Below are 25,763 nucleotides of genomic sequence, written 5' to 3' on the forward strand. Positions count from 1 at the left end.
AAGGGGGAATTGTGGAGGATTGGTGTAACGTCGAATGAAAAGGATTTTAACTTTTTTTAACACTATGCAACCAACAAATACTGATGTGCATCGTATATACAGCAACCAACAGAGAGTGCCCAACCGTAGATAATTCTCCAAAGGCAACGTGCACAAGGCATGTTTTTTTGAATGGGAGCTAAATAAAGTGAAGTATTGACGCAACCCCGAAGGAGAATAATCGTCTTTAGTGAAGATTTGTAAGAGGATCTGAATAGCATAATCAATCGGAAACTAATGTGTGACTATTAAACACTTAAATTTTCGTGCTATGAGAAACTCAGTAAAAAGGACACTGGTGGCTGGCGTTATGAGCCTGTCACTAATTGGAATGACAAATTCAGTTTGGGCAGCAGGCCCAAAAGAGAAAAATGAAAGCAGGACAGTGCTAAAGGCCAGGGAAATGGTTGAGGAGTCGGCCTACCATGATTGGAAAACACTGGCAAAAGCAGCTGAAAGGTGCATTGTGATAGACAAAAACCTGAAGGAAGCCTACGACTGGCTTTCAATGTCACTCGATCTTAATGAGTCGGTGTACAATCTGACAGTGTTGGGTGACTATTACCTGAAAAATGACCTTCCTGTAAAGGCAATGAACACCTACCTGAAAGCGTTAGGTAAGGGTAGAAGCGAAATAGAAGATTTCGACGGACGTGAATTAGAAAGTAAAGTATGGGTAGTGAGAAACATCATCTACCCTTAAAGATAACAAGTAGTAGAATCCTCTTACGGGAAAGCGCCGGGTAAATTATCCGGTGCTTTTTTTTATTCTGTTCATTGCTTTAGGCCTACTGCTTTTGAAGCTGCGCAAACTCCCTGGCAAAATAGCTCAGTATGATGCTGGCACCTGCTCTTTTGATACTCAAAAGGGACTCAACCATCGCCTTCTCCCCATCGAGCCACCCATTTTGAGCGGCAGCTTTAATCATGGCGTACTCCCCACTTACATTATATGCCGCTATAGGCAATGGAAAATTATCTTTCAACAGCCTGATCACGTCGAGGTAAGCCAATGCAGGCTTTACCATCAATATATCAGCTCCCTCATTATAGTCCAGTTCGGCTTCAATGAGAGCCTCGTTCCGGTTAGCCGTATCCATCTGATAAGTCTTTTTGTCTCCAGATTTTGGAGCCGAGTCAAGCGCATCTCTGAACGGGCCGTAAAAGGCGCTTGCATACTTGGCTGTGTAGGCAAGGATAGACGTATTGGTATATCCTGCATCATCCAGCATCTCTCTTATGTAGCCAACTCGGCCATCCATCATGTCGGAGGGGCCGATAATGTCGGCTCCCGTGGCAGCTTGAGCCACGGCCATTTTTCCGAGTATCTCGAGGGTTTCGTCGTTTACAATTTGTCCATCTTTTACTAACCCGTCATGTCCGTCGCTGCTATAAGGATCCATAGCAACGTCAGTCATCAGGCAAGCCTCAGGAAATCTCTTTTTAATCTCGCTCAGCGCCCTGAGGTAAAGCCCTTCACCATTGACACTTTCGGTAGCGTACTTATCCTTCTTTGAATCGTCGATGGCTGGAAAAATGGCAAATGTGCGAATACCTAACATCAGACATTCCTCAATTTCCTTCAAAAGGACATCCAACGAAAACCGGAAAATCCCTGGCATAGACTTTACCTCCACTCTTTTCCCGGTCCCCTCTATGACAAAAAGTGGAAAGATAAAGTCTTTGGTAGAAAGCCTTGTTTCCTCCACCATTTCCCTAATAACAGCAGATTTCCTGTTTCTTCTTGGTCTTCTTGAAAGCATCGTCAATCAATATTTTTACAAATATAACAGGCCAAAAAGGTAAGTCGGCAGAAACGAGAAAGATATTGGTGTGGCTATCCGTCGGCTCAGATTATCACGTAGTAAAAATATTCTTACATCAAACCCCTGCGAACCATTCCGTTATCTACATTTGTTTCGTAATGGTGGCCTTTATGACGAGAATTTTCATTGCGCTTTTGTTCGTTGCGTCCGGAGTAGCTTTTGCTCAGGAAAAAAGTCTGGAGGATGAGTCAGCCGACTTTTCTCCTGACCGTCAGCTTCTATTGTACTACCAGTCGTTTGCTAGGGAGGAGCCACTACCGGATTTTGGGCTTTTCAAGCTTGCAGTCACAGGTTATTTCAATCTCAAAGAAAGTGATCGCATTGGCCAGGCAGATATTGTTACCATTATTGACTTCAGAAAGCCTTCCAGCCAAAAACGACTTTGGATACTTGATCTGAAAGCGAGAAGCGTGCTGTATCATACCCTTGTTGCGCATGGAAGAAATACAGGAAACCTTTATGCAGAGTCATTTTCTAATGTTCCCAACTCCAACACGAGCAGCCTTGGCTTCTACACCACGGCACAAACTTACATGGGCAAGCATGGACTTTCGCTCCGTTTAGACGGGCAGGAAAAAGGCTTTAATGACAAAGCGAGAGAAAGAGCGATTGTGCTTCATGGCGCTGACTATGTAAGCAAAGATTTTGTAAAAATGCATGGTCGATTGGGCCGAAGCTTTGGTTGCCCTTCAGTGCCTATGGCTGTCCACAAGGAAGTGATCAACACCATCAAAGACGGCACCTGTCTTTTTATATTCTACCCTGACAAGAACTATCTCTCCAAAAGCAAATTGCTTCAACCAACCAATTTGGTTGCCCAGGTTCAAAAATTGACATCAGAGCCTGCTGCCAATGCTGCTGCCCCCCTCGGGAGTTCCCGATAGGCCTTTGGCTATCCTGGCATCACGTTCGTAGATATCCACGCCAAAGCGAAGACTGTTACTTTCGCTTACCCACGCTGTGAGATAGAGTATGTGTACATCAAGTGGTTTCGGCAAGGTGATGGTAGTTTCTACCCTCGTTTGCACGATTTTTCCAATCTCCTCCCGTGTATACTTGGTGCCCGCCAAAAGATAGGCAGCCATGTTCAATGGGTTTTTCAACCTGATACACCCGGAGCTGAACGCTCTTTCACTTTTGTTGAACATCTCCCGACTCGGTGTGTCGTGTATGTAAACGCTATAGGGATTAGGAAACATAAACTTCACGTCGCCCAGGGCATTTGTGGGCCCCGGGGGCTGGCGTAGCATATAGGGGAAGTTGGTTGAAGAAACATTTGGCCAGTCTACATCTGCCAGCGGAACCTCAGTTCCATCACTCCTCAGCACTTTCAAGCCCTTTCTTGTAATCACTGACGGATCCTTCCTTGCCTCGGGCAAAATATCGGATTTAAGAATGGTGGGCGGCACTGTCCAGGTGGGGTTAAGTACCAGATACGTCATTTTGCTGCTAAAAATCGGTGTCTTTCTGTACGTTTTACCAATGATCACTTCAGAGTCATACGTTCTGGACGCCTTGTCGAATATCTCAAGTTCAAAGCTTCCAAGGTTGACAAGTATGTAGCGTTCGCCAAGATCTTCGGGCAACCATCTGAGCCGCTCCATGTTGATCTTTATGTCCTGGATACGTTTTTCCGCAGGCACATTAAGTAATTCCACGGTTTTTACTCCAGCAACACCATCTGCTCCTAATCCATTTCGGCGTTGAAATATCTTTAGGGCGGCTTCCAGGTCGTCATCGAAAAAAGGCGACATGTTGCCATCTTTAATCTCCACATTCGATCCCATGTAAAGTCGCTTCTTGATAGCCACTATTCGCTCACTGCTATCTCCCCTTTGAAGCTTATCACCCGCAGGCACGTTTGGAAAGCCCCCCCTTGCCACTACTTCACGGTAGTAGTCGAGAAAAGACTTGAGTACTGCGTACTCCGGCAGCCTGGGGGCTAGCATTTGCGTGTACTCTCTTAGCTTGCCGGACTCCACCGCCTCGGTTAAATAACCTGCAAAGTCGAAGCTATCGGTTTTTCGCTTTGCTTTCCACTCGGGATCGGCAGTCTCCGGGTTCAACTTTCCATAGTAAAGATGAGAGGTGTACAAAAAGAAAGCGTCGGAAAGCAAAAGCTCTAATTTAATAAGCTCAAAACGACCGACTGAGTCATGCCGGATGGAATGATTAAGCGACGTCAATATGCGGGCGTAATGGTAATCGTCGGGCGTTAGTCCTTCAGCTTCCGCATCGCCTATGATGCTCAGCATCTCTTTTGCTTTTTGGTATTTGTCCCCAGTTGTTATCCAAAGCGGTTGAAAGTCTCTGCTTACATAAAACTCAGGCAAGGTGTTGATACAAAAAACGGGCTCGTCACCAAGCCTCATTTGGCCATATGCCTGGGCGGTTTCCAATCGCAAGCGGATGGCTTCAGCCAATTCATCATTGGTGAAATCGTGAGCGGATATCTTCGGAGCTAAGAAAAGAAAGCTTAGGAAAACGAAAAAGAAAGCGTTACGAACGAGCATTTTGATAGATTTGTAAAACGAGTGCTTCTTTAATATACGATAATAAACGCAATAAATGCATCCAGAATTCATTTCATTCGAGCTTTTTGGAAAGCCGGTCACCATCCACTTTTACGGTTTGCTGATCGCTCTTGGAGCAACATTGGGCTATTTTTACGCAGCAAAAACCGCCAAACGGGAACTGGGGATCGAGTCAGATGTCATTCAAGGACTCGCAAGATGGGTAATTATAGCTGCATTTGTAGGGGGGAAATTGTTTTATTATTTCGAGTCACCCGCCTACTATTTTGGCGAACCCGCCAATATGTTAAAAAACTTCCGGACGGGTTTCGTTTTCTACGGTTCACTCATTTTTGCTATCCCAACCGTGATTTGGTATTTCAGAAAGCACAAACTGCCGTTTTGGCCAATGATGGATTTAGTAGCCGTTACAGGCTGCATTGTCCATGTTTGCGGTAGAATGGGGTGCTTTTTTGCTGGCTGCTGCTACGGTAAACCAACTGATATGCCGTGGGGCATTACCTTTTCCGATCCCCTTTCACAAGCCAAACCACTTAATACACCCCTGCACCCAACACAGCTTTATGAGATTTTCCTCATCCTCTCGATTCTGGTGGTGCTGCTAATGTTCAAACGGCACAAAAGATTTGAGGGACAGCTGTTTTTTCTGTACATCATGATGTACGCTGTCGGTCGGTCGGTTACAGAAATATTCAGGGGTGATATCCGAAGGGGATTCATTATTGAAAATGTACTTTCGCATTCTCAGCTCATCTCTCTTATCCTGATTTCTCTGGTAGGTATTTTCTACTACCGATTCTCCAAAAAACAAAAGCCTATCGTCAAACAGAAGCCCTGACTCTCACTTTTAATGCCTTCTTATTAATGTTGATTTCAAAAGGGGGGTGGCCCAACAGCTCGCCATCAATATGCATCCATTGTTTTTTGTCGGCCTCTATGCTTACGTGACTGGCTTTAAAGAAGCTTACCTCCTCTAGTTTGCCGTGCCTTCCGGCCCCAAGCTTACTCAGGCTAAGGAACCTGTTCCAGGGGAGAATTCTTTCAATAAGGCATACGTCCAGCAATCCGTCATCCACTTTGGCATCAGGAGTTAGCACAAAACCACCGCCAAAGGTGGTTCCATTGGCTACTGTGAGCAACAGGACTTTTTTGGTGTATTTTTTTCCATCGATACTGAATGACAGCTGTTTCTCCTGATAGGAACTTAAGATTCTGAGCACCCTGTACAGGTAGGCCCCGTAGCCCCAAAGAAGCAGCGGCTTTTTCTTTTGCTTCATATCAGCTACAATCTGACCATCGAACCCAATTCCAACCCCATTGTGAAACAGCCGCTCGTTGCAAACGCCCAAATCGATGGTTTTCTCTACCCCGTGAAGAAGGGTATCCAACTGCTGAAGGAGGTTGCTCCCAACGTCTACCGACTTAATAAAATCGTTGCCGGTACCGGTGGAAATTACATTGACCACCACCTGCGTATTGTCGCCTATTCCATTTATCGCATCGTTGAGCGTTCCGTCTCCCCCGATAACCAAAAGGTCGGTAAAGCTTTCGTCTAATCTCCTCTTCACGATTGCTTTCGCATTCTGGCCTTTCTTGGTAAAGAAAGATTCGTAGACCAGATCGTTCGTTCGCAGGAACTTCTCTACCTCTCCAACAATTTTGGCACCCTTGCCATACCCGGCGGCCGGGTTTACCATTAACAGGAGTTTTCTCGGCATAGTCGGCTATAGGTTGTCAATAATGAAATTCGTCATCATGGTGTACAAATGATACCGGTACTTACCACCAGAAATACCATGTGTTTTGTCGGGGTAATAAAAAGACTCAAACTGCTTTCCCTCTCTGATAAGTGCGTCCTGCAGTGCTACCGAGTTTTGAAAGTGAACATTGTCATCTCCCGTTCCGTGAATAAGCAAGAAATTGTCCTTTAGCTTATCGGCATGAGTAATGGGCGAGTTGTCATCATATCCACCGGCGTTGTCCTGTGGGCGCATGAGGTAGCGTTCAGTATAAATAGTGTCATAAAATCGCCATGTGGTCACAGGTGCCACGGCAATGGCCGCCTTGAAGAGATCGGCTCCTTTGAACAACACCAATGAGCTCATGTATCCTCCGTAGCTCCAACCCCAAATACCGATGCGGGAGATGTCGACAAATGGCAGCCTCCCAAAATACCGGGCCGCATCCATGTGATCCTCCGTTTCATACTTGCCAAGCTGCTTGTAAGTCAGCTTTTTAAACTGTTCGCCACGCCCCCCTGTTCCCCGGGTGTCGACCACTGCAACGATGTAGCCCTTTTGAGTCAGCATTTGGTGCCAAAAAAAGTGGCCACCGCCCCAGGCGTTGGTTACGTTTTGAGAGCCAGGCCCGCTGTATTGATATAGCAATACCGGATACTTTCTATTAGGGTCAAAATCAGCGGGCTTCAGAAAATAGCCATTCAAGTCGGTTCCCTGTGAAGTGGTGAAACTGAAGAACTCTTTATCGGCAAAGCCGTGGTCTTTAGTAGCTTTCGCCAGTGCAGCATTGTCCTTCAATACTTTTACTAATTTGTTGCCTTTGCTCTGATGCAAAGTAACTTTCTGTGGCTGCGTGGCACTGGTGAAGTAATTAATATAAAAGCGAGTATCGGTAGTCATTACCACTCGGTTCCATCCTTTGTCCAGGCTTAACTTCGCCTTGTTTTTCCCTTTTACATCTATTCTGTAAAGGGCTCTTTCCATCGACGACTCTTCAGTAGAAGTATAGAACAATACTGGGGTTTTGGCGCTTTGGTCAACGCCGGCGAGTGACACTGCCTCCCATGGGCCATTAGTAATCTGCCGGACCAGCTCACCACTCAGGCTATACAGATAAAAGTGTTTGAAGCCACTTTTTTCGGAGGAAAACAAAAATGTTTTGCCATCCTCCAGGTAGGTAAGATCGTCACAGAACGTGAAATCAATATACGTCTCTGATTTATCGGTGAGTATGATTGTCGACTTCCCCGTGGAGGCGTTGGCGTGCAAAATATCCAATTGGTTTTGAAGGCGGTTCAGTCGCTGAATCGAAAGGGTTTTTGCATCCTTCAGCCATTTGATTCTGGGGATATAAATGTCTGCCTCGCTGCCAATGTCAGCTTTGACGCTTCTGTTAGCTCCCACCTCGTAAATAAAGATATTAACCACCGAATTCGACTCGCCTGCTTTCGGGTACTTGTATCTATAGTCCTCCGGATAAAGCTGACCCTCATGCCACACTTGCATGTTGTACTCCTTCACCAACGACTCGTCAAACTTGTAGTAGGCTATTCGCTGCCCATCGGGTGACCATTCAAAGGCCTTTGTCAGGTACAACTCCTCCTCATACACCCAATCGGTGCTGCCGTTGATGATGGCGTTGCGTTTGCCATCACTGGTTATCTGCACCTCCTGGCCTGAGGCAATGTCTTTCCAAAACAGGTTGTTGTCACGGGTGAAGGCAACTTTGGATCCGTCGGGTGAAAAGGTGCCGTATGCCTGGCGCCCCTCAGAAAGTTTTGAAACAGCCTTCGTTGCGATGTCATACACATAAAAAACCGCCGTGTAGGATCTCCTGAACACCGACTGCCGATCAGTTAACAATAATATTTTAGCCTCATCGTCGCTGAATGTGTAGTCGTCAATTTTTAGAGAAGGGGAAAGCGCACCTCCATCAACAAGCTCTTCAACTGCCAGACCGGTAGTGACATCGTATTTCACCACCTTATTGTCCTCTAGTGCGGAGTAAAACTGCCCGTCCTTCATCCAGTTCACGCTGTTGACCGACTCGACGTTGAAAGTATTTTTCAAGGTAAAATCTTCGATAGAGATCTGGCTTTGCGAAAGAAGAGAAGTATTCAGGCTGAATAAAATTAAGAGCGTTGCGACTAACTTATACATTGTTTTCATCTTTGAACTTCGAAAATAACTATTTCCCGAAGTTTTTCTAAACCGGCTATAAATCCCACACGGATGTCTTTAGAAACAAAAACACCTGAGACTTATGTCCCAGGTGCCTTCCTAATGTGATGTTGTATTGCTCAGTTTCCTCCTGTTGGAGTAGTCTTTGGAGTGATTCCCATTTTCTGCAACACGATGTTGGAGATTTCGTCACTGTCCTTGGCGAAAAGCAGTGCTTCTGACCTAAATACATGCGTAAAGCCGTTTTCTTTGGCTACGTCGTCAATTGCTTTCTGAATTTTGTCGTAGGCAGGCTGAAGCAACTGAAGCTCCTTATCCTGCATAGACTGCTGGGCATCACGCTGGAACTTTTCGATAGACGCCTGAAGGTTCTGAAGCTCTTCCTGCTTGTCGGCTCTTTCAATGTCGGTCATTGTCTGGTAGCCGCTTTGAAACGCCTGACCTTTGGTTTGGAACTCCTGAATTTTTGCCTGAAGGCGGTTTTGCAGTTGAGTTTCGTACGCCTTAAGATCGGCCTCTATTTGCTTCGATTCGGGCATTTGAGTGAGTATATAGTCTACATTGGTGTACCCAACTTTCAGTTCCTGTGCTGTGACTGAAACAGCAAAAAGTACAAATACACCAAACAGCAAGCTTCTAAGTTTCATGACTTTACGTTTTAATTTTTAATTACATCGTTTTCGTTGGCCAGGCCAAGCTCTTCAAGTACATAGTCAGTATAATCATGAATCGGATCTGTGTAGATCATGACCAACTCACCGGATTTATCAAAAACAATGGCGAGGCGGTTGTTCTTTGCCATTTTTTCAACTGCCTCCCATATTTTATCCTGAACAGGCTTTATCAACTCTTTCTTCTTTAAGAAGAAAAGGCCTTCAAAGCCAAACACCTTCTTCTGATACTCCTTCACTTCCTGCATTTTCCGGTCAATCTCCGCCCTTCTGTCCTTCTTCATCTCCTCGGTAAGAAGCACCTCTTCTGCATGGAAGGCAATCTGCATCTGCTCCACTTCCTGGAACATTTTCTTTATTTCTTCCTCCCAGGACAACGACAGCTTGTCTATTTCTCCCTGGGCTTCCCTGTAATCCGGCATTTGCTCCAGTATATACCCGGTGTCAACATAGCCGAATTTTTGGGCAAAGGTAGTATTTATCCCTAAACTTAAAATAAATAGCGTAAAGACTGTCCTTTTCATAGTCACATGAGGTTAGCGTATTTGCTGCCCTATGGAGAAGTGGAACTGTCCACCACTTCTTGAAGTTTGACCCGGTATGGTATCAAAGCCATAACCATAGTCAACACCCAGAAGTCCAAAAGCGGGCATGAATACTCTAACGCCGGCTCCTACCGATTTATATAAGTTATAAGGATTATAATCCTTTAACACGTTCCAGTTGTTGCCCCCTTCAGCGAAGGTAAGCAGGTAAATGGTGGCAGTTGGGCTCAACGACACTGGGTACCTCAGCTCGAAGACAAACTTATTATATATAACACCACCGGTAATATTGTTTACCTGATCATAGGTTCGCAGGGAGTTATCAGCATACCCCCTCAAACCAATAATGTCGGTGGCGAGGATAAAGTTTTGCCCTGCCAAACCGCTACCTCCCAAAGAGAACCTTTCAAAAGGCGTGCCAGGACTGTCTTTGTCGTAAGACCCGATGACACCAAAGTGCACACGGTTCACCAAAACAAGGTTGCCGACTAGCTTGAGGTAGTACCAGGAATCAAACATCCACTTGTGGTATTCCACCCACTTGTACTTTTCGTTAGGGGGTAAGTCAGAAATGCCTTCACCCCTGATGGCAGAATAAGGTGGTGTAAACGAGGCCGTTAGTGAGATGTTAGAGCCAGACCTTGGGTACATCGGCTGATCCACACTGTTTCTGGCAATGGTTGTGTTAAATGTTAAGCTATTCGCTACACCGTCGGTAAAACCAAGAGACTGGGTGCTGGTAAATCCGGCGCCATAATTATTCAAATCGTACTTCAAATACGACAAGCTATTGCTTACAGTGAAATAGTCATCGGGCCATGTGACACGGCGGCCTAAGCTTGCGGTAATACCCTGCACTCCGAGAGTTCCCAGCGGCGGTTCGCTGGTCGTGTAAAGGTATTGCCTCTGAATGGAATAGCTGTACGACAGTCCGAAAGAGTTTGGCTTGCGACCTCCCAGCCAGGGCTCAGAGAACGACACCGAATAGGTCTGGAATCTTTTGCCATTGGCCTGGAACCTGACGGACAGCTTTTGACCATCACCTACAGGCAACGGGCTCCAGGTTTTCGGATAAGGTATCTTCCTTAGTGAGAAGTTGTTGAAAGTGACACCAAGCGTGCCCACAAAGCCGATCGGTCCACCCCAACCACCAGAAAGCTCTATCTGGTCGCTTGGACGTTCTTCCACCTGCCATTCGATGTCGGCAGTTTCTTTGGCAATGTTGGGCAGTACGTTGGGTGTTACTGTTTCCGGGTTAAAGTAACCCAGCTGTGCAAGCTCCCTTTGCGTACGGATCACGTCGTTACGGCTGAATTTCTGGCCAGGAAGCGTTCTCAGCTCACGAATAATTACGTGGTCGTTGGTTCGGTCATTGCCTGTCACGTAAATCTTATCAAGCGTTGCCTGCGAGCCCTCAGAAAGACGCATTTCTACGTCAATACTGTCACCATTTATCTTAACCTCTACGGGCTTAATATCGAAAAAGAGATAGCCATTGTCCATATAAAGGGAGCTAATATCCGCACCCTGAGGGTTGAATGTCAGCTTCTTCTTAACGAGTTCCATGTCATAGACATCACCCCTTTTAATAGCAAGCACCTTGTCGAGCGTTTCATTGTCGTACACATAGTTGCCTGACCAGGTAATATCGCCAAAGTAATATTTCTGACCTGGATCTACGGTGATGTAGACATCAAGGCCCTTGCCGCTCTTTACAGTTGAGTCAGCGACTATTTCCGCATCCCGATAACCCTGAGCATTAAAATATGTGATAAGGCTCTTTTTGTCTTCCTCATATTTTGGCTGGAGGAACTTCTTGGTTTTGAAAACATTGATTTTTACGTTGTCGTGCAAATAGCTTCTAAACTCTCTCCACCCGAAGGGCTTAGTCGACGTAACAAATTCTTTTACTTCCTTAGGCTGGAAGACTCTAAGAGAACGACCAATCAAGTCCTCTATCAGCGTGAACCTAAGCCGCTCTCCCGTGTTTTTCATTTTTGACTTCAGCTTGGAGTCCAGAAAAACATCATTGCCTGTAAATTTGATGTCGTTTACCTTGACCTTGTACTTTTTGTCAACCACAATTTTCAACATCACGCTGTTGGAAAGCAGGGTGTCCTTTTGTTGGACGACTTTCACATCAGCATTCAGGTAGCCTTTTCCCTGAAAATACTTTTTAATGGTCAGCTCGGTATTCTTGATGACTGCGTCTGTTACTACCCTTCCCTTGATAAGTTTAATGTCGTCTTCGATATCGCTTTTCTGGGTTTTGTTAAGACCCTCGAAGGTGAACTTGGTTAGTCTTGGCCTTTCCTTGAGTTCGATTGTCAAAAAGATTTGGTTGCCTTCGATTTTGCTAACAAATAGCGAGACGTCTCCCAAAATTCCCTGGTTCCAAAGTTTCTTGATGGCTCCGGAAGTGGCATCACCAGGCACCTTTATTGTTGACCCAACCGTTAGTCCAGAAATTGAAATGATGGCATTTTTGTCCAGGTATTCTGATCCTGTTACTTCTATCCCTCCAATCTCATATTCTTTTGGGTTGGAGTAGTCGAGCTGAAGACCCGAACCAGAGGTAGCTGGGGTGCTTCGAAGTCCCGGGCGGATTTGTGCGTCTACACTTTGGACAACGCACAACAGGGAGGCCGCAAATACAATTACAATTTTCTTCATTCTCAGGAATTCACTTGTTCACTGATTTTTCCAAATCTTCTTTCTCTTCTTTGGTACCCAACTATAGCCTCATAAAGATGCTCTCTTCTGAAGTCGGGCCAAAGCACTTCTGTAATAAACAACTCGGTGTAAGCAACTTGCCAAAGTAAAAAATTACTTATGCGCATTTCCCCACTAGTCCTGATTAACAATTCCGGGTCAGGAATGCCCTTAGTGTCAAGGTAAGCGTCCAACAGCCCCTCCGTAATGTCTTCTGTGCTTCTATGCCCATCCACGACATCCTGAGCTACTTTTTTGACAGCTTCCGTAATTTCCCACCTGCCACTGTAATTCAAGGCCAGTATCAGCGTCAGTCCATCATTGAACTGGGTTGCCTTCTTAGCATAGTCCAGATTTTCCTGCGCATCCTTTGGCAAGCTCAGAATGTTGCCTATCGACTTAAGCCTGATATTATTTTTCTGTAATGTTGGCAGCTCCTTTTTAATGGTGGACACCAACAATGACATCAATCCATTTACCTCCTCAATAGGCCTGGCCCAGTTCTCCGTTGAAAACGCATACAAAGTTAAATAATCGACGCCCAACTCTGCACTCCCTTCTGCGGCATCTCTCACTGCCTGTATGGCATTCTGATGTCCGAATATCCTTGCAGCACCTCTCTTTTTAGCCCATCTACCGTTGCCATCCATAATGATGGCAATGTGGCGGGGAATAGCGTCTGAATTAATCAATTCTTTCATGCCCTAAGGGTCTCTCAGTGTCTAGCAAACCGCAAAGTTGCTAATTTTTAGCTAAATAAATAAGGAGAAATCTAAATAGGAGAGTCAATTATACTCATAACGGTTGGGAACATACCTGAAAGGACATGGAATTTCGTACAAAATATAGGTAATCGAGAACCCAGCGAAGTAGTACCAGTCCTTACTTTCCGGATTGCCGTACTGGTAGTTTTTCAATGTGATATCGCCATCGGACACGCTGTCCAAATAGTCGAAAAAGGTCTTTCTTAGTCCAAATTCTAATCCTACAGCATATCTCTTGCCTACGAGCTGCTTAATACCAACCCCAAAGGGTATAACAGGTTGCAGTTTACTGAAGTCTGCTTTAGCCTCATCATAGCCAAAGGTTCTGAAAATGCCAAAACCTGCAAAAAAGTAGGGCGAGAAGTAAACGTTGGTGTGTGGGTGCTTATAGTCCAGAAAATAGTACTCAAACACCGATGAGCCCTCAATTAACGTGATATCGAATGAATAGTCTCTATTGCTGCCTAGTATGTCAACTGCCCGTTGATCGTCTCCTTTTATTTTGCCTGCCGTCAGCCCAAGCCTTACGCTTACGACGTTATTAACATTCATCCTGTAAAATGCGTTGAGCCCCGGAGTCAACCCCCTCAGCCTCAGTTTTGGGTTAAGATCCCCGGTATAGCTAAGCATGCCCAACCCTCCACCAAATTCTGTGTATTGAGCAAGGGCCCTGCTGCTAAAAAAAATCACCAGCAGACTGGTGATTAATGATATGTAAACTCTGTTTTTCAACTTCCCAATATTATCTGAATTTAGCACTCCGGCGAACTTTGCCGAACACGTACATTAAACGTATCTGGGTGACAATATATTGGTCGTTGTTGTTGGGATTTCCTCTTATGTCGTCTTCGAAGCCCCAGCCAGCTATAGTTGGATAAGGCTGACCATCAATTTGGGACACCTTAGTGCTCGTTCCACCATAGGCTTCGGTGACCAAAGTCAGCTGTCGGGGCTGACCAGATGCCGAAGTGGCTTCACGAGACCTGTCAGCCATGGTGCGGGCAAGCTCATTTGTACCGAAAGCTCCCGGATCCACGTATCTGCCGCTCAAGTCATCAATATAATCGAAGAAAAGAAGTCGATACCCTATTTCGAAGGCAGCGTCGAAAGGACCGGGCAGTCTAAATCTTGACCCTATGCCAAACGGGATCGCATACGAAAGCGACTTATAGGGCTTGATATCATACTGATCGCTGTTTTGACCTTCAGTGCCCAAATCTTTTAGAGAAACCCATTTTCCTGCTTCCGCAAGTGGATTGCCGTCATTGCCAAGCTCCGGGACAAGTCCTTTGGGGTTATGAAGGAAAGCCGCCCCCCCTGCAAATACGTAAGGAGCGAAAGGTAGCCTTGAACCTGCACCACCCTCGTTTGGAAATATGTCCATCTCCAGAATAACAGATAGCTCCTTCACATCATTTCTGAAAGAAAGGTTTCTGGTGTACCTTGGGAGGCTTTCCGTTAGCGTAGGATCAGCCGAGTCAAAATCATCGGATTTCAATCTTACCCAGTTAAAACTAGATCGAATACCAACCATTTTGTGCGCCCTGTAAGTATGCGTAATACCAAAACCCGGCCTGGTAAAAGAAATATCCGTGCTTACAGCCCTGGAAAGCGGCGCTATATCGCCAAAATAGTTTGATGCATTCAAATTTACTCCAAGTGAGTGATAGCTCTTGAACCGGGACACGCCGCCACTAATCCGGCCACCCCTGTAGGAAGACATAGCTTTGTTTCTTTGTAACCTGGCTTTGCTTCTTCTATTGTACTGACCAAACGCATCTTCGCTTGCGAGGAGTGCAGGAACCAAAATGATAAGTACGAGAATAAACTTCTTCATTGAAGAGTCCAATTTTTTTGTAAAAGTAGTAAAAAAGGAAAGCTGGACTAAAATTAATTTCTAAGATCAAAGCCCCAATTTAGCTTATTCCTTAGTGTATCCAAAAACGAGTAACCATGGAGCTGGATCAATTTGGCTCTGAAATCCTCCTTCCTCACCGACATTTCTACCGAAGAATCAACCGTATGTGACCGTGAATCCAAAGAGGCCAGGAAGTTTCTTCCCCTGCTTTCTATAACGAACGAAATGACACTTTCGTCGGGAACAATCAACGGACGAACATTCAAATTGTGAGGACTAACCGGGGTTATAACAAAATTGTTTGAATGAGGTAGAATAACAGGCCCACCGCAACTAAGGGAATAGCCCGTGGAGCCTGTTGGTGTGGAAACCATCAGTCCGTCAGCCCAATAGGAATTAAGGTACTCCCCATTTATATAACACTTGACTGTGATCATTGAAGAGGTATCCTTCTTCGTAATTGTGAATTCGTTCAAAGCAAAACTTGTGTCGCCAAACACCTCCTTATTCGTTTCCAGTCTCAGAAGTGTTCTGTAGTCGTAGGTAAACCGTTGCTCAAAAAAAGATGTCAAGGCGCTCTGAATATCCAGTTTTGAGATGTTTGCCAGAAAGCCTAATCTGCCGGTGTTAATTCCCAAAATTGGTGTTTCTGCATGCTTCACATAGGTGACAGTTTCAAGCAATGTCCCGTCTCCACCTAAGCTTATAATAGCATCTAATGGCTCCATGGGATTCGTTTTACTGAGGTCTTGACCATCTGGCAAGTCAAAGCCGGCTTTGGTAGCGTGCTTCCTAAATATCTGCGAAACAACTAATTCTACATTTCTATCTTGAAGAAACGAGATGACCTCCTGAATAAATGGAATGGTATCACTGTTGAATTTATGACCATGGAGGGCTATTCTCATATCGGGTTAACTAATTGTGCTGGCTCTAAATGCCCAGGTATTTCATTAAAATGTCCATCCTCTCCTGTTCGTCAACAGCCTCTGGAGCATTATTAAATTTAGCCACTATTTGATACCCAAACCTTTCCAAAGTAGCCTGCACCCGGGTGAGGTCTTCGAGATTGATTTTGATTGTAAGGCTCACTTTTGAAGAATCATTTGGGTCGTCAGTAAGGTATGAGCTGAGAATCTTGCCGTTGTCCGATTCTATGAGCCGGCTAATTTCTGCCAGAGAATAATCTATTTGCTTCATCGAAAGCACAAGAATGCCCCCATGACTTTTTATCGAAGATGTCATGGCAAATGCCTGAATAACATCTTCCAGTGTAATTACACCAAGGTAGGTGCCAACGTTGTCCGTTACCGCCACAAGCGACAATCCATTGTTGTCGCAGGCCTTTATCACATCATAGTAGTGCTGCGATTGATCTACTTTACATTTAACCCCTTGTAAATTATAGTCTGCTACTCTTGGCAGGGCTCCATTCAATTCGAGGATAGTATCTTCATTAATAAACCCCAAAAACTCTCCCTTCTCAACGACGGGAAGTTCCGTGGAATGCAGTTCTTCCATCCACAGAATTGCTTTCTGAATTTCGTCACTCAGCTTGAGTGGGGGTATCATGTAATTGATAAGATCACTTGCTATCATGCAGCTTCATTTAGCAGAAACTCACTTAATATATCGTTAAACTTATCAGGGTGTTCCATCATTGGGGCGTGGCAACACTTGTCGATGAACCTAAGAGTTGAATTGGGTATCAGTCTGTTAAATTCATGTGCTACCTCCGGAGGAGTGATGGTGTCGTTAAGCCCCCAAACCAGAAGCGTAGGTATTTTAATAGATGGCACTTCTTTGGCCATATTGTGGCGCTGAGCAGATTTTGCTATGGCCACTATGCGCATACATTTTGGGATGCTTTTGGTTGTCTCAAAAACCTCCTCAATATAATCTGGCGTGGCCGTTTTTGGATCGTAGAAAGTGTACTCCACCCTTTCCTTAATGTACTCATAGCTTCCCCTCTTTGGAAACGAGCCGCCCATAGAGTTTTCGAAAAGTCCGGAGCTACCAGTGAGTATCATTTTCTTCACCTTGCTCTTATTTGCAAGGGTATATATCAGCGCTATATGGCCTCCAAGTGAATTGCCCATCAACGTAAAATCTTTGAGTCCCATCATTTCGACGAAACCCTCAAGGTATTCGACTAATCCATCGAGGCCAGCTTCTCTAATCGGCATTTCGTAGATGGGAAGCATCGGAATGACGACTCTGTGCGTCTTGGAAAACCGGCGAACTACACTATCCCAGTTACTAAGTGCGCCAAAAAGGCCATGAAGAAGCAAAAGCGTTTCGCCCTTGCCCTCATCGATATACGGATAGTTATTCTGTGTTTTTAGTTCTATGTTCATTCTGATCACTGAATTAACCCAATATAGATAAAATCCGTTCTGAGATAAAGTTTTTTATTGATGTGTTGCTCAAGCCTAAACAATTCTTAGCTTAGTCAATGCTAAAATATAGGCTTGCCTCTCTGCAGGCTGTTGCTCCGCAGGGGTTAGTTTCTCAAAAAACTCCTTGACAAACGGCAACACTACAGAAATAGTGTCGATCATCCACGGAGCGAGGCTCACCACAAAGGGGTAAATTTTGGCTCCCTCGACGTATTCATCAGCTAGCTGAAACCCAAAAAAGGTCAGCAGCCAAAGCAGGAAGCTTAAGGCCAAAGCCCATTTCAAAATTCCAGCCAGCGACCCGGCCAGGTCGTCGAAGCTTCCGAGCAAAGTTAAGTCAATCGTTTTTTTAAGGGCCAGGCCAATAAGGTTAACGGCGAGCACGATGACGACAAACACGATAATGAAAGAGATGACAGGAATAAGCCCCGGGACTTTAGTGAAGTATCCGTCGAGGAAGCTCGCCACCAGTGGGGTAAATTGAAACCCGCCAATAATCCCCAAAATGAAGGCAAACAGGCCGACAATTTCCAACAGAAGTCCTTTTTGGAAGCCCCGAAACGCTCCAAGAACAAGGATAATAAGAATGACTATGTCAATAACTCTCAACGGACTTACTTGCTTAATAGCTCTTTAACCAGCGTTGAGATCAATTTACCGTCGGCTTTTCCAGCCAATGCTTTCGTAGCTGCACCCATCACTTTGCCCATGTCCTGAGGACTGGAGGCACCCACTTGAGCAATTATTTTTGCAACCTCCGACTTCACTTCCTCTTCTGAAAGCTGCTTTGGCAAAAATTCATTGATAACATCCAGCTCCGCCTGCTCCTTTTCTGCCAAATCGGGCCGATTCTGTTCTTCAAAAATGGCCAGTGAGTCTTTTCTCTGCTTGGCGGCCTTGGTCAAAATAGCCATCTCTGCTGCCTGGTCAAGCTCTGCTTTGGCACCCTTTTCAGACTCCGCCAGCAAAATCAGCGACTTGATAGCTCTCAGCGCCCTCAGCCTTTCTGAGTTTTTGCTTAGCATGGCTTGTTTTATATCTCCGTCGATTTGGGTTTTAAGGCTCATATCTGAATTTTTTAAAATCGTTATTGGTTAATTTGCAGCAAAGTTATACAAATCAGTATAAGAATGACCAGGCTCAGTGTTAACATAAATAAAGTAGCCACGCTCAGAAATGCCAGAGGAGCAAATAATCCGGACGTGGTAAAGGTTGCAAAAGACTGCGAGGTCTTCGGCGCACAGGGAATCACTGTACACCCACGGCCGGATGAAAGGCATATTCGCCATAGCGACGTGCTTGAGCTTTCGAAGGTGGTGACCACAGAATTTAATATTGAAGGGTACCCCGACAGACGGTTTATCGATCTGGTAAAAACAGTAAAGCCTGCGCAAGCCACTTTGGTTCCGGATCCACCTGAAGCAATCACATCAAACACCGGTTGGGATACGCTGAAACACCAGGCTTTCCTTGCTGAAGTCTCAGCAGAACTCCACACTGCTGGCGTAAGGGTCTCCATTTTCCTCAATCCAGACGTAAAATTAGTGGACGCTGCAGCCAAAAGTGGAGCGGACAGAATAGAGCTCTATACCGAGCCATACGCCACGCATTATCATAGCAACCGGGAAAAAGCTATCGCTTCTTATATCGAAACAGCAAAGCTGGCAAAATCTGCCGGGCTTGGCATTAATGCAGGCCATGACCTTGACTTACACAACCTGGCCTATTTGGTACAGCAAATTCCAGCAATTGACGAAGTATCCATTGGGCATGCGCTGATCTGCGATGCCTTGTACTATGGGCTGGAAAACACTATCCAAATGTATCTGCGCCAGTTAACTTAAAACTATGAGTGACAAAAAGCTATTCTTTAGAAAACTGGGACAGGGAAAACCACTTATTATTTTGCACGGGCTTTTTGGAGCCTCAGACAACTGGTTGACCATTGGCAAGTCATTGTCCGAACATTTTGAGGTTTATCTGGTCGATCAGAGAAACCATGGGCAGTCGTTCCATGACCCAGCGCACAATTTTGATGTGATGGCGGAAGACCTGGGCAACTTTATAAAGGAAAATAATATTACTCAGCCGATTGTTCTTGGGCATTCAATGGGCGGCAAGGTGGCTATGAACTATGCGTTGAGCCACCCGGGCAAGGTTGAGAAGCTGGTTGTTGTAGACATTTCACCTCGTGGTTACAAAGTCCACCATGACAAAATACTGGAGGGGCTAAAGTCTATTGACCTTGGCTCTTTGGAGTCAAGAAAAGAGGCAGACGATCGGCTGGCCAAATATGTTCCGAATGTGGGCGAAAGGCAGTTTCTGCTAAAAAGCCTTAGCCGAACCGGTGACGGATTCGAATGGAAAATAAACGTGGCTGCCATTGATAACAATATAGGACTGATTGTGGGGGAAATAGACGGAGAGCCGAATCCAGTTCCCACCCTTTTCATTGACGGCGAGAACTCTAACTACATTCGGGACATTGACCTTCCGATTATCAAGAAGCTTTTTCCTGACAGCCAGGTTGTCACTATTAAAAATGCCGGACACTGGGTGCATGCCGAGCAGCCTGAAGCCTTTCTTGAGACATTGATGGCCTTTCTATCGTAGCAGAGCACATGAGCGCTGGAAAATTGTACCTCGTACCAAGTCCACTTTCCGACAACAGGGTTGATCTGATAATAAATGGTCAGGTTAAAGAAATAATTTCCTCCCTCAACTGGTTCTTCGCTGAGAACATCAGAACCTCCAGAAGGTTTATCAGCACCCTGAATTTAGGCAGGCCTATCGAATCGCTGCATTTTGCTGAGCTCAACAAAGACACTGAGGATGCAGAAGTATCAAAGCTTATGGACATTGTCACTTCCGGCGAAAATGCCGGAGTCATTTCTGAAGCTGGCTGTCCCGGCATTGCCGATCCGGGTGCTAAAATAGTCGCTCTTGCACACCGAAAAGGAGTGGAGGTCATCCCACTGGTTGGTCCTTCGTCTATCTTTTTGGCGTTAATGGGTTCCGGGTTTTCTGGTCAGTCATTTACTTTCCATGGATATTTGCCGATCGATAAGAAAGCAGCGCAGGGCAAGATAAAGCAAATGGAGAAAGAGGTTGTGCAATTCGGTACAACTCAAATTTTTATGGAAACGCCCTACAGAAACAACCAGTTGTTGGAGGTAATCATCAATACCTGCCAAAATCACTCGCTTTTATGCATCGCAAGCGATATAACAGGAGAGACAGAGTTTATCCAAACCAAGAAAATTTCTGACTGGAAGGGTAAACACCCAAATTTGCACAAAATACCAACTGTTTTTCTGCTTGGAAAATAATACCTGGGCCTCAGGTTTTTAAATAAGGAAAGCTCCGCTAAATTTGCACGCTTAAAAATCAGACAACAAAGAAAAACAAATGCCATATCTATTCACGTCGGAATCTGTGTCGGAAGGGCACCCTGATAAAGTAGCTGATCAAATTTCAGATGCGCTGGTCGATCATTTTCTTGCTTTCGACCCTAATTCGAAAGTTGCTTGCGAAACACTTGTAACTACTGGTCAGGTAGTGTTAGCTGGTGAAGTAAAGTCAGACACTTATATTGATGTGCAGTCAATTGCCCGAGAGGTAATTAACCGCATTGGTTATACCAAATCCGAGTATCAGTTCGAGGGCAATTCGTGCGGGGTGCTTTCTGCAGTGCATGAGCAATCGCCTGATATTAACAGAGGCGTTGATCGTGGCAAACCAGAGGAGCAAGGTGCCGGCGACCAGGGAATGATGTTTGGCTTTGCCAGCAACGAAACTTCAAGCTATATGCCATTGGCGCTTGACCTTTCTCACAGACTGCTGAGAGAACTGGCGGTAATGAGAAGAGAAAATGGCGCCATCAAGTACCTGAGACCTGACGCCAAGTCACAGGTGACTATCGAGTACTCAGACGACCATACACCTATCAGGATTGACTCCATTGTTGTTTCTACACAGCATGACGATTTTGATGAAGAAACGAAGATGCTTGCAAAAATTAAGCAGGACGTCATCAGCGTTTTGATTCCAAGGGTAAAGGCACAGTTGCCGGCTCATATCCAAAAGTTGTTCAACGATCAGATAAAATACCACGTTAACCCAACTGGCAAATTTGTTATTGGTGGTCCTCATGGTGACACTGGCCTGACTGGAAGAAAGATCATTGTCGACACATACGGAGGCAAAGGTGCTCACGGTGGTGGTGCATTTTCGGGCAAAGACCCGAGCAAAGTTGACCGGTCGGCAGCTTACGCCACACGCCATATTGCCAAGAACCTGGTAGCCGCAGGTGTGGCTGATCAAATTCTTGTGCAGGTGTCTTACGCTATTGGCGTGGTGGAACCCATGGGTATTTTTGTTGATACTTACGGCTCCGCAAAAGTAAAAATGTCAGATGGCGAAATTGCTCAGAAAGTATCAGCAATTTTTGACATGCGTCCAGGCATCATCGAGCAGCGATTGAAGCTTCGCCAGCCGATGTACCAGGAGGCAGCAGCTTACGGCCACATGGGTAGAAAAAATGAAGTAGTTAAGAAGAAGTTTAACAGACCTGGCGAAACAAAAGAAATGGAAGTTGAGCTTTTCACCTGGGAAAAACTTGACTACGTTGATAAGGTAAAGAAAGAGTTTGGCCTTTAAGCCAGGCATTTATTGATATGAATAGGGACCTGTTGGTGAATGCCGACAGGTCTTTTTTTTACTTTACAAACGCCTCAATCGTTACTGAATTGTCGGGTAGGTACCGCTGCATAAAGAAATCCTCCAGCGCTATTCCCCTTGCCTGTGCATAGTCAAAAATCATGGTTTGTATTTTTTCTCTGCTGGGCCGCACCAACCAGTGCATGGAAAGGTTCACCGTAAGGCTTCCAGGGGCTCTCAGCTTTTTCAATTGATAGTTGCCTTCAATTTGGGTTACCCTGCCTGTCAGCAACACTCCGAAAAACTGATTGATTTCATCGCCATCTTCCGGGGGATAGGTAAGCTCTACCAAATCTCCCTTCCAGTCCTCGTTGATAATTTTTGAGCGGATGTCTTCAAAAACCATTCTTGCTGAATCAGCGACGTAGCGACCTTTGAAAGGTGTGCCTACTATGTCGTAACTTACCGCACCAGACTCCTGAACTTCGTATTCTTTAGTGCCTCCAAGAAGAAAGTAAATGCTGAATGAAATAATGGCCAGGGAAACGGCTGAAATAGCGTAGTACTTGTACCTTGGGTCAATGGTCATGGATCTGATCTGTTGAGGCATCAAAAGAAATCAAAAAAAGGCCGATTTCAAACAGCACTAAACGACCTCTTTGTATTGCATTTTATGCAGCTGAGCATAGTAGCCGTCCATGCTCAACAGCTCGTCATGGGTGCCTTCCTCCTTTATTTCGCCTTTCTCAAGTACCACAATTTTGTCGGCTCGTTGAATGGTAGAGAGCCTGTGAGCAATAACAATGGATGTTCTTCCTTTCATTAGCTTATCAATGGCTCCCTGAATCAGCTCTTCAGTCTCCGTATCAACTGATGATGTGGCCTCATCGAGCACAATGATTTTGGGATCATACACCATGGCCCGCACAAAAGAGATGAGCTGCCTTTGCCCAACCGAAAGTGTGGCTCCACGCTCCATCACGTTGTAGTCAAAGCCGCCCGGTAGCCGCTCAATGAACTCCCTTGCCCCAACAAGCTCAGCTGCCTCAATCACTTTTGATTTTGGAATTTCGGGGTTGCCGAGAGTAATATTGTTGAGAATGGAGTCTGAAAACAAAAAGACGTCCTGAAGCACTACACCGATATTAAGTCTGAGCGAGGCCAGGTCATATTCCCTTACGTCGACACCATCTATGGTGATGCTGCCCTTATTGATTTCATAAAAGCGGCTAAGCAGGTTAATTACTGAAGACTTACCAGCTCCTGTAGCACCCACCAACGCCAGCGTTTCTCCCGGATTCACCTCAAGGTTGATATCCTTCAGCACGTATTCCTCGTCGATGTAGGCAAACGATACATGTTCAAACTTCACCTCGCCCTTTAAAGTAGTTGGCGCAAAAGTACCGTTATTAGCGATGTGCTCTTTGCTGTCGAGCAAATCCAGAATCCTGTTGGAGCTAACGATACCCATTTGTAATGTGTTGAAGCGATCAGCAATCATCCTGATGGGGCGGAAAAACATCTGGATATACATGATAAATGAGATCAGGACCCCAAGGGTGATTTGATCGTCGATAACACCTCTGGCACCGTACCAAACTACAAGGCCGATACCTGCCGCCTGAATAACCTCAGCCACCGGGAAATAAATCGAATAATACAGTACCGACCTGATATTGGCCTTTTTATGTTCCCTGTTGATCTCCTTGAATTTTTCGTACTCCCTGTCTTCGCTATTGAATATCTGCACGATGTTCATGCCTGTGATATGCTCCTGTACAAAAGAGTTCAGGTTGGAAACGGCTGTACGCACCTCATTGAAAGCCACCTTTACTTTCTCCTTGAACACGTAGGTACTGATGATCAATAGTGGCAGGGTTGAAAGACTTACAAGGGTCAGCTTCCAACTGATGGCAAACATCATAGCAAAGATGACAATGATTTGAAGCAGGTCTCCAATAATAGCTGCCAAGCCTTCGCTGAATACGTCTGACAGCGTCTCTACGTCAGACACGTTTCTGGTAACCAGGCGGCCGATGGGCGTTTTGTCAAAAAACTTTAGTTTCAGCGTTTGGAGGTGCTTGAAGAGCTTGATCCTGATGTCTCGAATAATGAACTGGCCCAGCCATCCCGACAGGTAAGTGTGGCTGTATTGCACAATGGCAGTGGCGACAATCACCCCCACTAAAATTAGCGTCATGTTCACCAGGCCCTGGAAATCGCCAATGGCCACGTACTTATCGATCGTAATCTGAATGAGGTAAGGGCGAAGTGGTGACAAAAACGCCAGCAGAATGGTGAGCACCACCAGAAAGTAAAACTTGCCTATGTAGGGCTTTGCAAAAACAAAAAGCCGCCTGAGTACTTTCAGGTCAATGATATTTCCGCTTACGGTTTCCTTTTCCAAAACTATCGACTAGGGACGTGGTTAGTAATTAACTGCAAATTTCAAGAAAGGATATAAATTTCTTCAGGATAAGTAACGTTTGTTAAAAAAAGACCTTCAGCTGGCACGTTGCGGGCCGCCGATTTCCTGTCTCTGCTCTCCAAAATCTCCTTAAATTCAGTCTGGCTCAGTCTGCCCTGTCCTGCTTCCAGCAGTGTTCCAACCACGGCACGAACCATCCCTCTTAAAAATCTATTGGCACTAACGTAAAACACAAGGCTATCGTTCTCTCTTCTCCAGCAAGCTTCAAAAATATCACAATCAAAATGTTTCACGTCCGTTTTTACCTTGCTAAACGACTGGAAATCCTTCCATGTCAACATCAGCGCCGCCGTCTTATTCATGGCATCCACATCCAGCTCCGGCCTGAAAAGGTAGCTATATTTAGTTTTGAAGGGATCTTTTTTTTGATGAATGTGATACTCGTAGGAACGTGACTCAGCATCAAAGCGGGCATGCGCTTCCGGCCGCACAGGCTTTACCCAATGAACGGCAATGTCGTGAGGCAGCAGGGAATTAAGCCTGTAGAGAAATTCCTCAGGTTCGTGCCTGAGTTCCATGTCGACGTGGGCTACCTGCACCCTGGCATGCACCCCTGCGTCGGTTCGCCCGCTGCCCACACATTCCACTTCGGTGCCCAGTAAGGTGCTCAGACATTGGGTAACTACCTGCTGCACAGCCACAGCGTTATGTTGGGTCTGCCAACCGCTATACTTTGTGCCATCGTAACTCAATTGAATAAAATACCGCATGCCCCGGCAAAGGTAATTCATTCAACATAATTCACATGTTCAGCCGATTAAGGTTTTCTCTAAAGTCTTTTATGCGTTTATTTGCCAAAAATTCTTCCAATGCTTCAGCGAATCCAATCTATATTTCTGGCCCTTGCTGCCATCGTCATGGTCATCATTGTTTTTCTCCCGCTATGGCAAAAAATTGACGTCGAAAAAAGTGAAATAGTGACCATTACCGCTCTTGAAATCACACATATCAGATATGCAGGAGACGGAGTGGCAGTAGACGAGATTTTGGCTGAAAAAAATATCATGTACGTGGCCGCCCTTTGTCTGATTGCTGCGGGAGTAGCCATTTTTTCTATTTTTCAATATGGCAACAGGCTCCGCCAGATTCAATTCGGAGCCCTGAACTCCCTCATCATTGGTGGCACAATGTTTCTCGTTCTGTACTTTTGCTGGAATGCAGAAAAGACAATCGTCCCTGCCGAAAAAGGTGCTTACCTGGCGGCCTTTTATCTTTTTCCCGTAGCACTTATCCTTAACTCAATGGCCAATCGCTTTATCCGGCGTGACGAAAGGCTGGTGCGTGACTCCGATAGGCTCAGGTAAAATCAAAGTCTTTTAGTGCAGCAGTAATCGACAAATTGGTCGGT

General features: G+C 45.4%; 26 protein-coding genes. 8 read left to right on the forward strand and 18 right to left on the reverse strand.

Translation table 11 applies throughout. From position 1 onward, the window contains the following. Positions 1-310: 310 nt before the first annotated feature. Positions 311-742 carry a hypothetical protein gene (locus tag AAC052_RS09445; RefSeq protein ID WP_317489148.1) on the forward strand — a complete coding sequence of 144 codons (432 nt, stop codon included), beginning with the start codon at positions 311-313 and terminating at the stop codon, positions 740-742. Between the two features lie 85 nt (positions 743-827). On the opposite strand, the gene hemB is transcribed toward AAC052_RS09445, so the two are convergent. Then, positions 828-1,802 carry a porphobilinogen synthase gene (gene hemB, locus AAC052_RS09450; RefSeq protein WP_317489149.1) on the reverse strand — a complete coding sequence of 325 codons (975 nt, stop codon included), beginning with the start codon at positions 1,800-1,802 and terminating at the stop codon, positions 828-830. A gap of 173 nt (positions 1,803-1,975) precedes the next feature. Here hemB and AAC052_RS09455 point away from each other — a divergent pair, with 173 nt between their 5' ends. Further along, complete coding sequence (locus tag AAC052_RS09455) at positions 1,976-2,749, forward strand: murein L,D-transpeptidase catalytic domain family protein (protein WP_317489150.1); 774 nt, start codon at positions 1,976-1,978, stop codon at positions 2,747-2,749. On the opposite strand, the gene AAC052_RS09460 is transcribed toward AAC052_RS09455, so the two are convergent. Beyond that, positions 2,702-4,378 carry a L,D-transpeptidase family protein gene (locus tag AAC052_RS09460; protein WP_339812814.1) on the reverse strand — a complete coding sequence of 559 codons (1,677 nt, stop codon included), beginning with the start codon at positions 4,376-4,378 and terminating at the stop codon, positions 2,702-2,704. The genes AAC052_RS09455 and AAC052_RS09460 overlap by 48 nt on opposite strands. 55 nt (positions 4,379-4,433) lie before the next feature. Here AAC052_RS09460 and lgt point away from each other — a divergent pair, with 55 nt between their 5' ends. Beyond that, a complete protein-coding gene (lgt, locus tag AAC052_RS09465) occupies positions 4,434-5,237 on the forward strand; it encodes a prolipoprotein diacylglyceryl transferase (RefSeq protein WP_317489152.1) in 804 nt (267 codons plus the stop codon). Here the strand turns inward: lgt and AAC052_RS09470 are convergent. The 13 genes from AAC052_RS09470 to AAC052_RS09530 all read right to left on the reverse strand — a co-directional run bounded on the left by AAC052_RS09470 (position 5,221) and on the right by AAC052_RS09530 (position 18,335). Beyond that, the gene (locus AAC052_RS09470; RefSeq protein ID WP_317489153.1) at positions 5,221-6,117 is read right to left on the reverse strand and encodes a diacylglycerol kinase family lipid kinase; all 897 of its coding nucleotides are present in this window, start codon (positions 6,115-6,117) and stop codon (positions 5,221-5,223) included. The genes lgt and AAC052_RS09470 overlap by 17 nt on opposite strands. Before the next feature lie 6 nt (positions 6,118-6,123). Further along, positions 6,124-8,298: a S9 family peptidase gene (locus tag AAC052_RS09475; protein WP_339812818.1), complete on the reverse strand. Its 2,175-nt coding sequence runs from the start codon at positions 8,296-8,298 to the stop codon at positions 6,124-6,126. Between the two features lie 140 nt (positions 8,299-8,438). Further along, positions 8,439-8,966: an OmpH family outer membrane protein gene (locus AAC052_RS09480; RefSeq protein ID WP_317489155.1), complete on the reverse strand. Its 528-nt coding sequence runs from the start codon at positions 8,964-8,966 to the stop codon at positions 8,439-8,441. Between the two features lie 11 nt (positions 8,967-8,977). After that, the gene (locus AAC052_RS09485; RefSeq protein WP_151997789.1) at positions 8,978-9,514 is read right to left on the reverse strand and encodes an OmpH family outer membrane protein; all 537 of its coding nucleotides are present in this window, start codon (positions 9,512-9,514) and stop codon (positions 8,978-8,980) included. A gap of 12 nt (positions 9,515-9,526) precedes the next feature. Further along, positions 9,527-12,208: a POTRA domain-containing protein gene (locus tag AAC052_RS09490; RefSeq protein ID WP_339812820.1), complete on the reverse strand. Its 2,682-nt coding sequence runs from the start codon at positions 12,206-12,208 to the stop codon at positions 9,527-9,529. A gap of 2 nt (positions 12,209-12,210) precedes the next feature. After that, positions 12,211-12,948: an isoprenyl transferase gene (locus tag AAC052_RS09495; RefSeq protein WP_339812822.1), complete on the reverse strand. Its 738-nt coding sequence runs from the start codon at positions 12,946-12,948 to the stop codon at positions 12,211-12,213. Positions 12,949-13,032: 84 nt separating this feature from the next. After that, on the reverse strand, positions 13,033-13,743 hold the full coding sequence (locus AAC052_RS09500; RefSeq protein WP_339812823.1) for a DUF6089 family protein: 711 nt from the start codon (positions 13,741-13,743) through the stop codon (positions 13,033-13,035). A gap of 10 nt (positions 13,744-13,753) precedes the next feature. Continuing rightward, on the reverse strand, positions 13,754-14,848 hold the full coding sequence (locus AAC052_RS09505) for a DUF6089 family protein (RefSeq protein WP_317489159.1): 1,095 nt from the start codon (positions 14,846-14,848) through the stop codon (positions 13,754-13,756). Between the two features lie 53 nt (positions 14,849-14,901). Then, positions 14,902-15,777: an NAD kinase gene (locus tag AAC052_RS09510; RefSeq protein ID WP_317489160.1), complete on the reverse strand. Its 876-nt coding sequence runs from the start codon at positions 15,775-15,777 to the stop codon at positions 14,902-14,904. Positions 15,778-15,802: 25 nt separating this feature from the next. Continuing rightward, positions 15,803-16,468, reverse strand: coding sequence for a cbs domain containing protein (locus AAC052_RS09515; protein WP_317489161.1), 666 nt, complete (start codon positions 16,466-16,468; stop codon positions 15,803-15,805). Continuing rightward, positions 16,465-17,226: an alpha/beta hydrolase gene (locus AAC052_RS09520; protein WP_317489162.1), complete on the reverse strand. Its 762-nt coding sequence runs from the start codon at positions 17,224-17,226 to the stop codon at positions 16,465-16,467. Before AAC052_RS09520 ends, AAC052_RS09515 begins: the two co-directional genes overlap by 4 nt. Positions 17,227-17,301: 75 nt before the next feature. Next, positions 17,302-17,877, reverse strand: coding sequence for a CvpA family protein (locus AAC052_RS09525; RefSeq protein ID WP_339812825.1), 576 nt, complete (start codon positions 17,875-17,877; stop codon positions 17,302-17,304). A 5-nt stretch (positions 17,878-17,882) separates the two neighbouring features. Then, the gene (locus tag AAC052_RS09530; RefSeq protein ID WP_317489164.1) at positions 17,883-18,335 is read right to left on the reverse strand and encodes a GatB/YqeY domain-containing protein; all 453 of its coding nucleotides are present in this window, start codon (positions 18,333-18,335) and stop codon (positions 17,883-17,885) included. A gap of 63 nt (positions 18,336-18,398) precedes the next feature. Here AAC052_RS09530 and AAC052_RS09535 point away from each other — a divergent pair, with 63 nt between their 5' ends. From AAC052_RS09535 to metK, 4 genes are all read left to right on the forward strand, one after another. After that, entirely contained in the window at positions 18,399-19,112 is a 714-nt protein-coding gene (locus tag AAC052_RS09535; RefSeq protein ID WP_317489165.1) for a pyridoxine 5'-phosphate synthase, read from the forward strand. A gap of 4 nt (positions 19,113-19,116) precedes the next feature. Then, positions 19,117-19,881 carry an alpha/beta fold hydrolase gene (locus AAC052_RS09540; protein WP_317489166.1) on the forward strand — a complete coding sequence of 255 codons (765 nt, stop codon included), beginning with the start codon at positions 19,117-19,119 and terminating at the stop codon, positions 19,879-19,881. Positions 19,882-19,889: 8 nt separating this feature from the next. Next, positions 19,890-20,597, forward strand: a complete 708-nt coding sequence (locus AAC052_RS09545; protein WP_339812829.1) for an SAM-dependent methyltransferase — start codon at positions 19,890-19,892, stop codon at positions 20,595-20,597. 79 nt (positions 20,598-20,676) lie between these two features. After that, a complete protein-coding gene (gene metK / locus AAC052_RS09550; protein WP_339812830.1) occupies positions 20,677-21,927 on the forward strand; it encodes a methionine adenosyltransferase in 1,251 nt (416 codons plus the stop codon). Between the two features lie 58 nt (positions 21,928-21,985). Here metK and AAC052_RS09555 read toward each other — a convergent pair whose 3' ends face one another. Genes AAC052_RS09555 through truA form a run of 3 tightly spaced genes read right to left on the reverse strand, consistent with a single transcriptional unit; the run spans position 21,986 to position 25,146 of the window. Further along, the gene (locus AAC052_RS09555; protein WP_339812832.1) at positions 21,986-22,516 is read right to left on the reverse strand and encodes a hypothetical protein; all 531 of its coding nucleotides are present in this window, start codon (positions 22,514-22,516) and stop codon (positions 21,986-21,988) included. A gap of 57 nt (positions 22,517-22,573) precedes the next feature. Next, positions 22,574-24,340: an ABC transporter ATP-binding protein gene (locus tag AAC052_RS09560; RefSeq protein ID WP_317492385.1), complete on the reverse strand. Its 1,767-nt coding sequence runs from the start codon at positions 24,338-24,340 to the stop codon at positions 22,574-22,576. A gap of 35 nt (positions 24,341-24,375) precedes the next feature. Further along, positions 24,376-25,146: a tRNA pseudouridine(38-40) synthase TruA gene (gene truA / locus AAC052_RS09565; protein ID WP_339812834.1), complete on the reverse strand. Its 771-nt coding sequence runs from the start codon at positions 25,144-25,146 to the stop codon at positions 24,376-24,378. A 78-nt stretch (positions 25,147-25,224) separates the two neighbouring features. On the opposite strand from truA, the gene AAC052_RS09570 reads away from it, so the two are divergent. Further along, complete coding sequence (locus AAC052_RS09570) at positions 25,225-25,719, forward strand: DUF4293 domain-containing protein (protein ID WP_339812836.1); 495 nt, start codon at positions 25,225-25,227, stop codon at positions 25,717-25,719. Positions 25,720-25,763: the final 44 nt, after the last annotated feature.

Source organism: uncultured Imperialibacter sp. (assembly GCF_963974565.1).
GTDB classification, from domain to species: domain Bacteria; phylum Bacteroidota; class Bacteroidia; order Cytophagales; family Cyclobacteriaceae; genus Imperialibacter; species Imperialibacter roseus.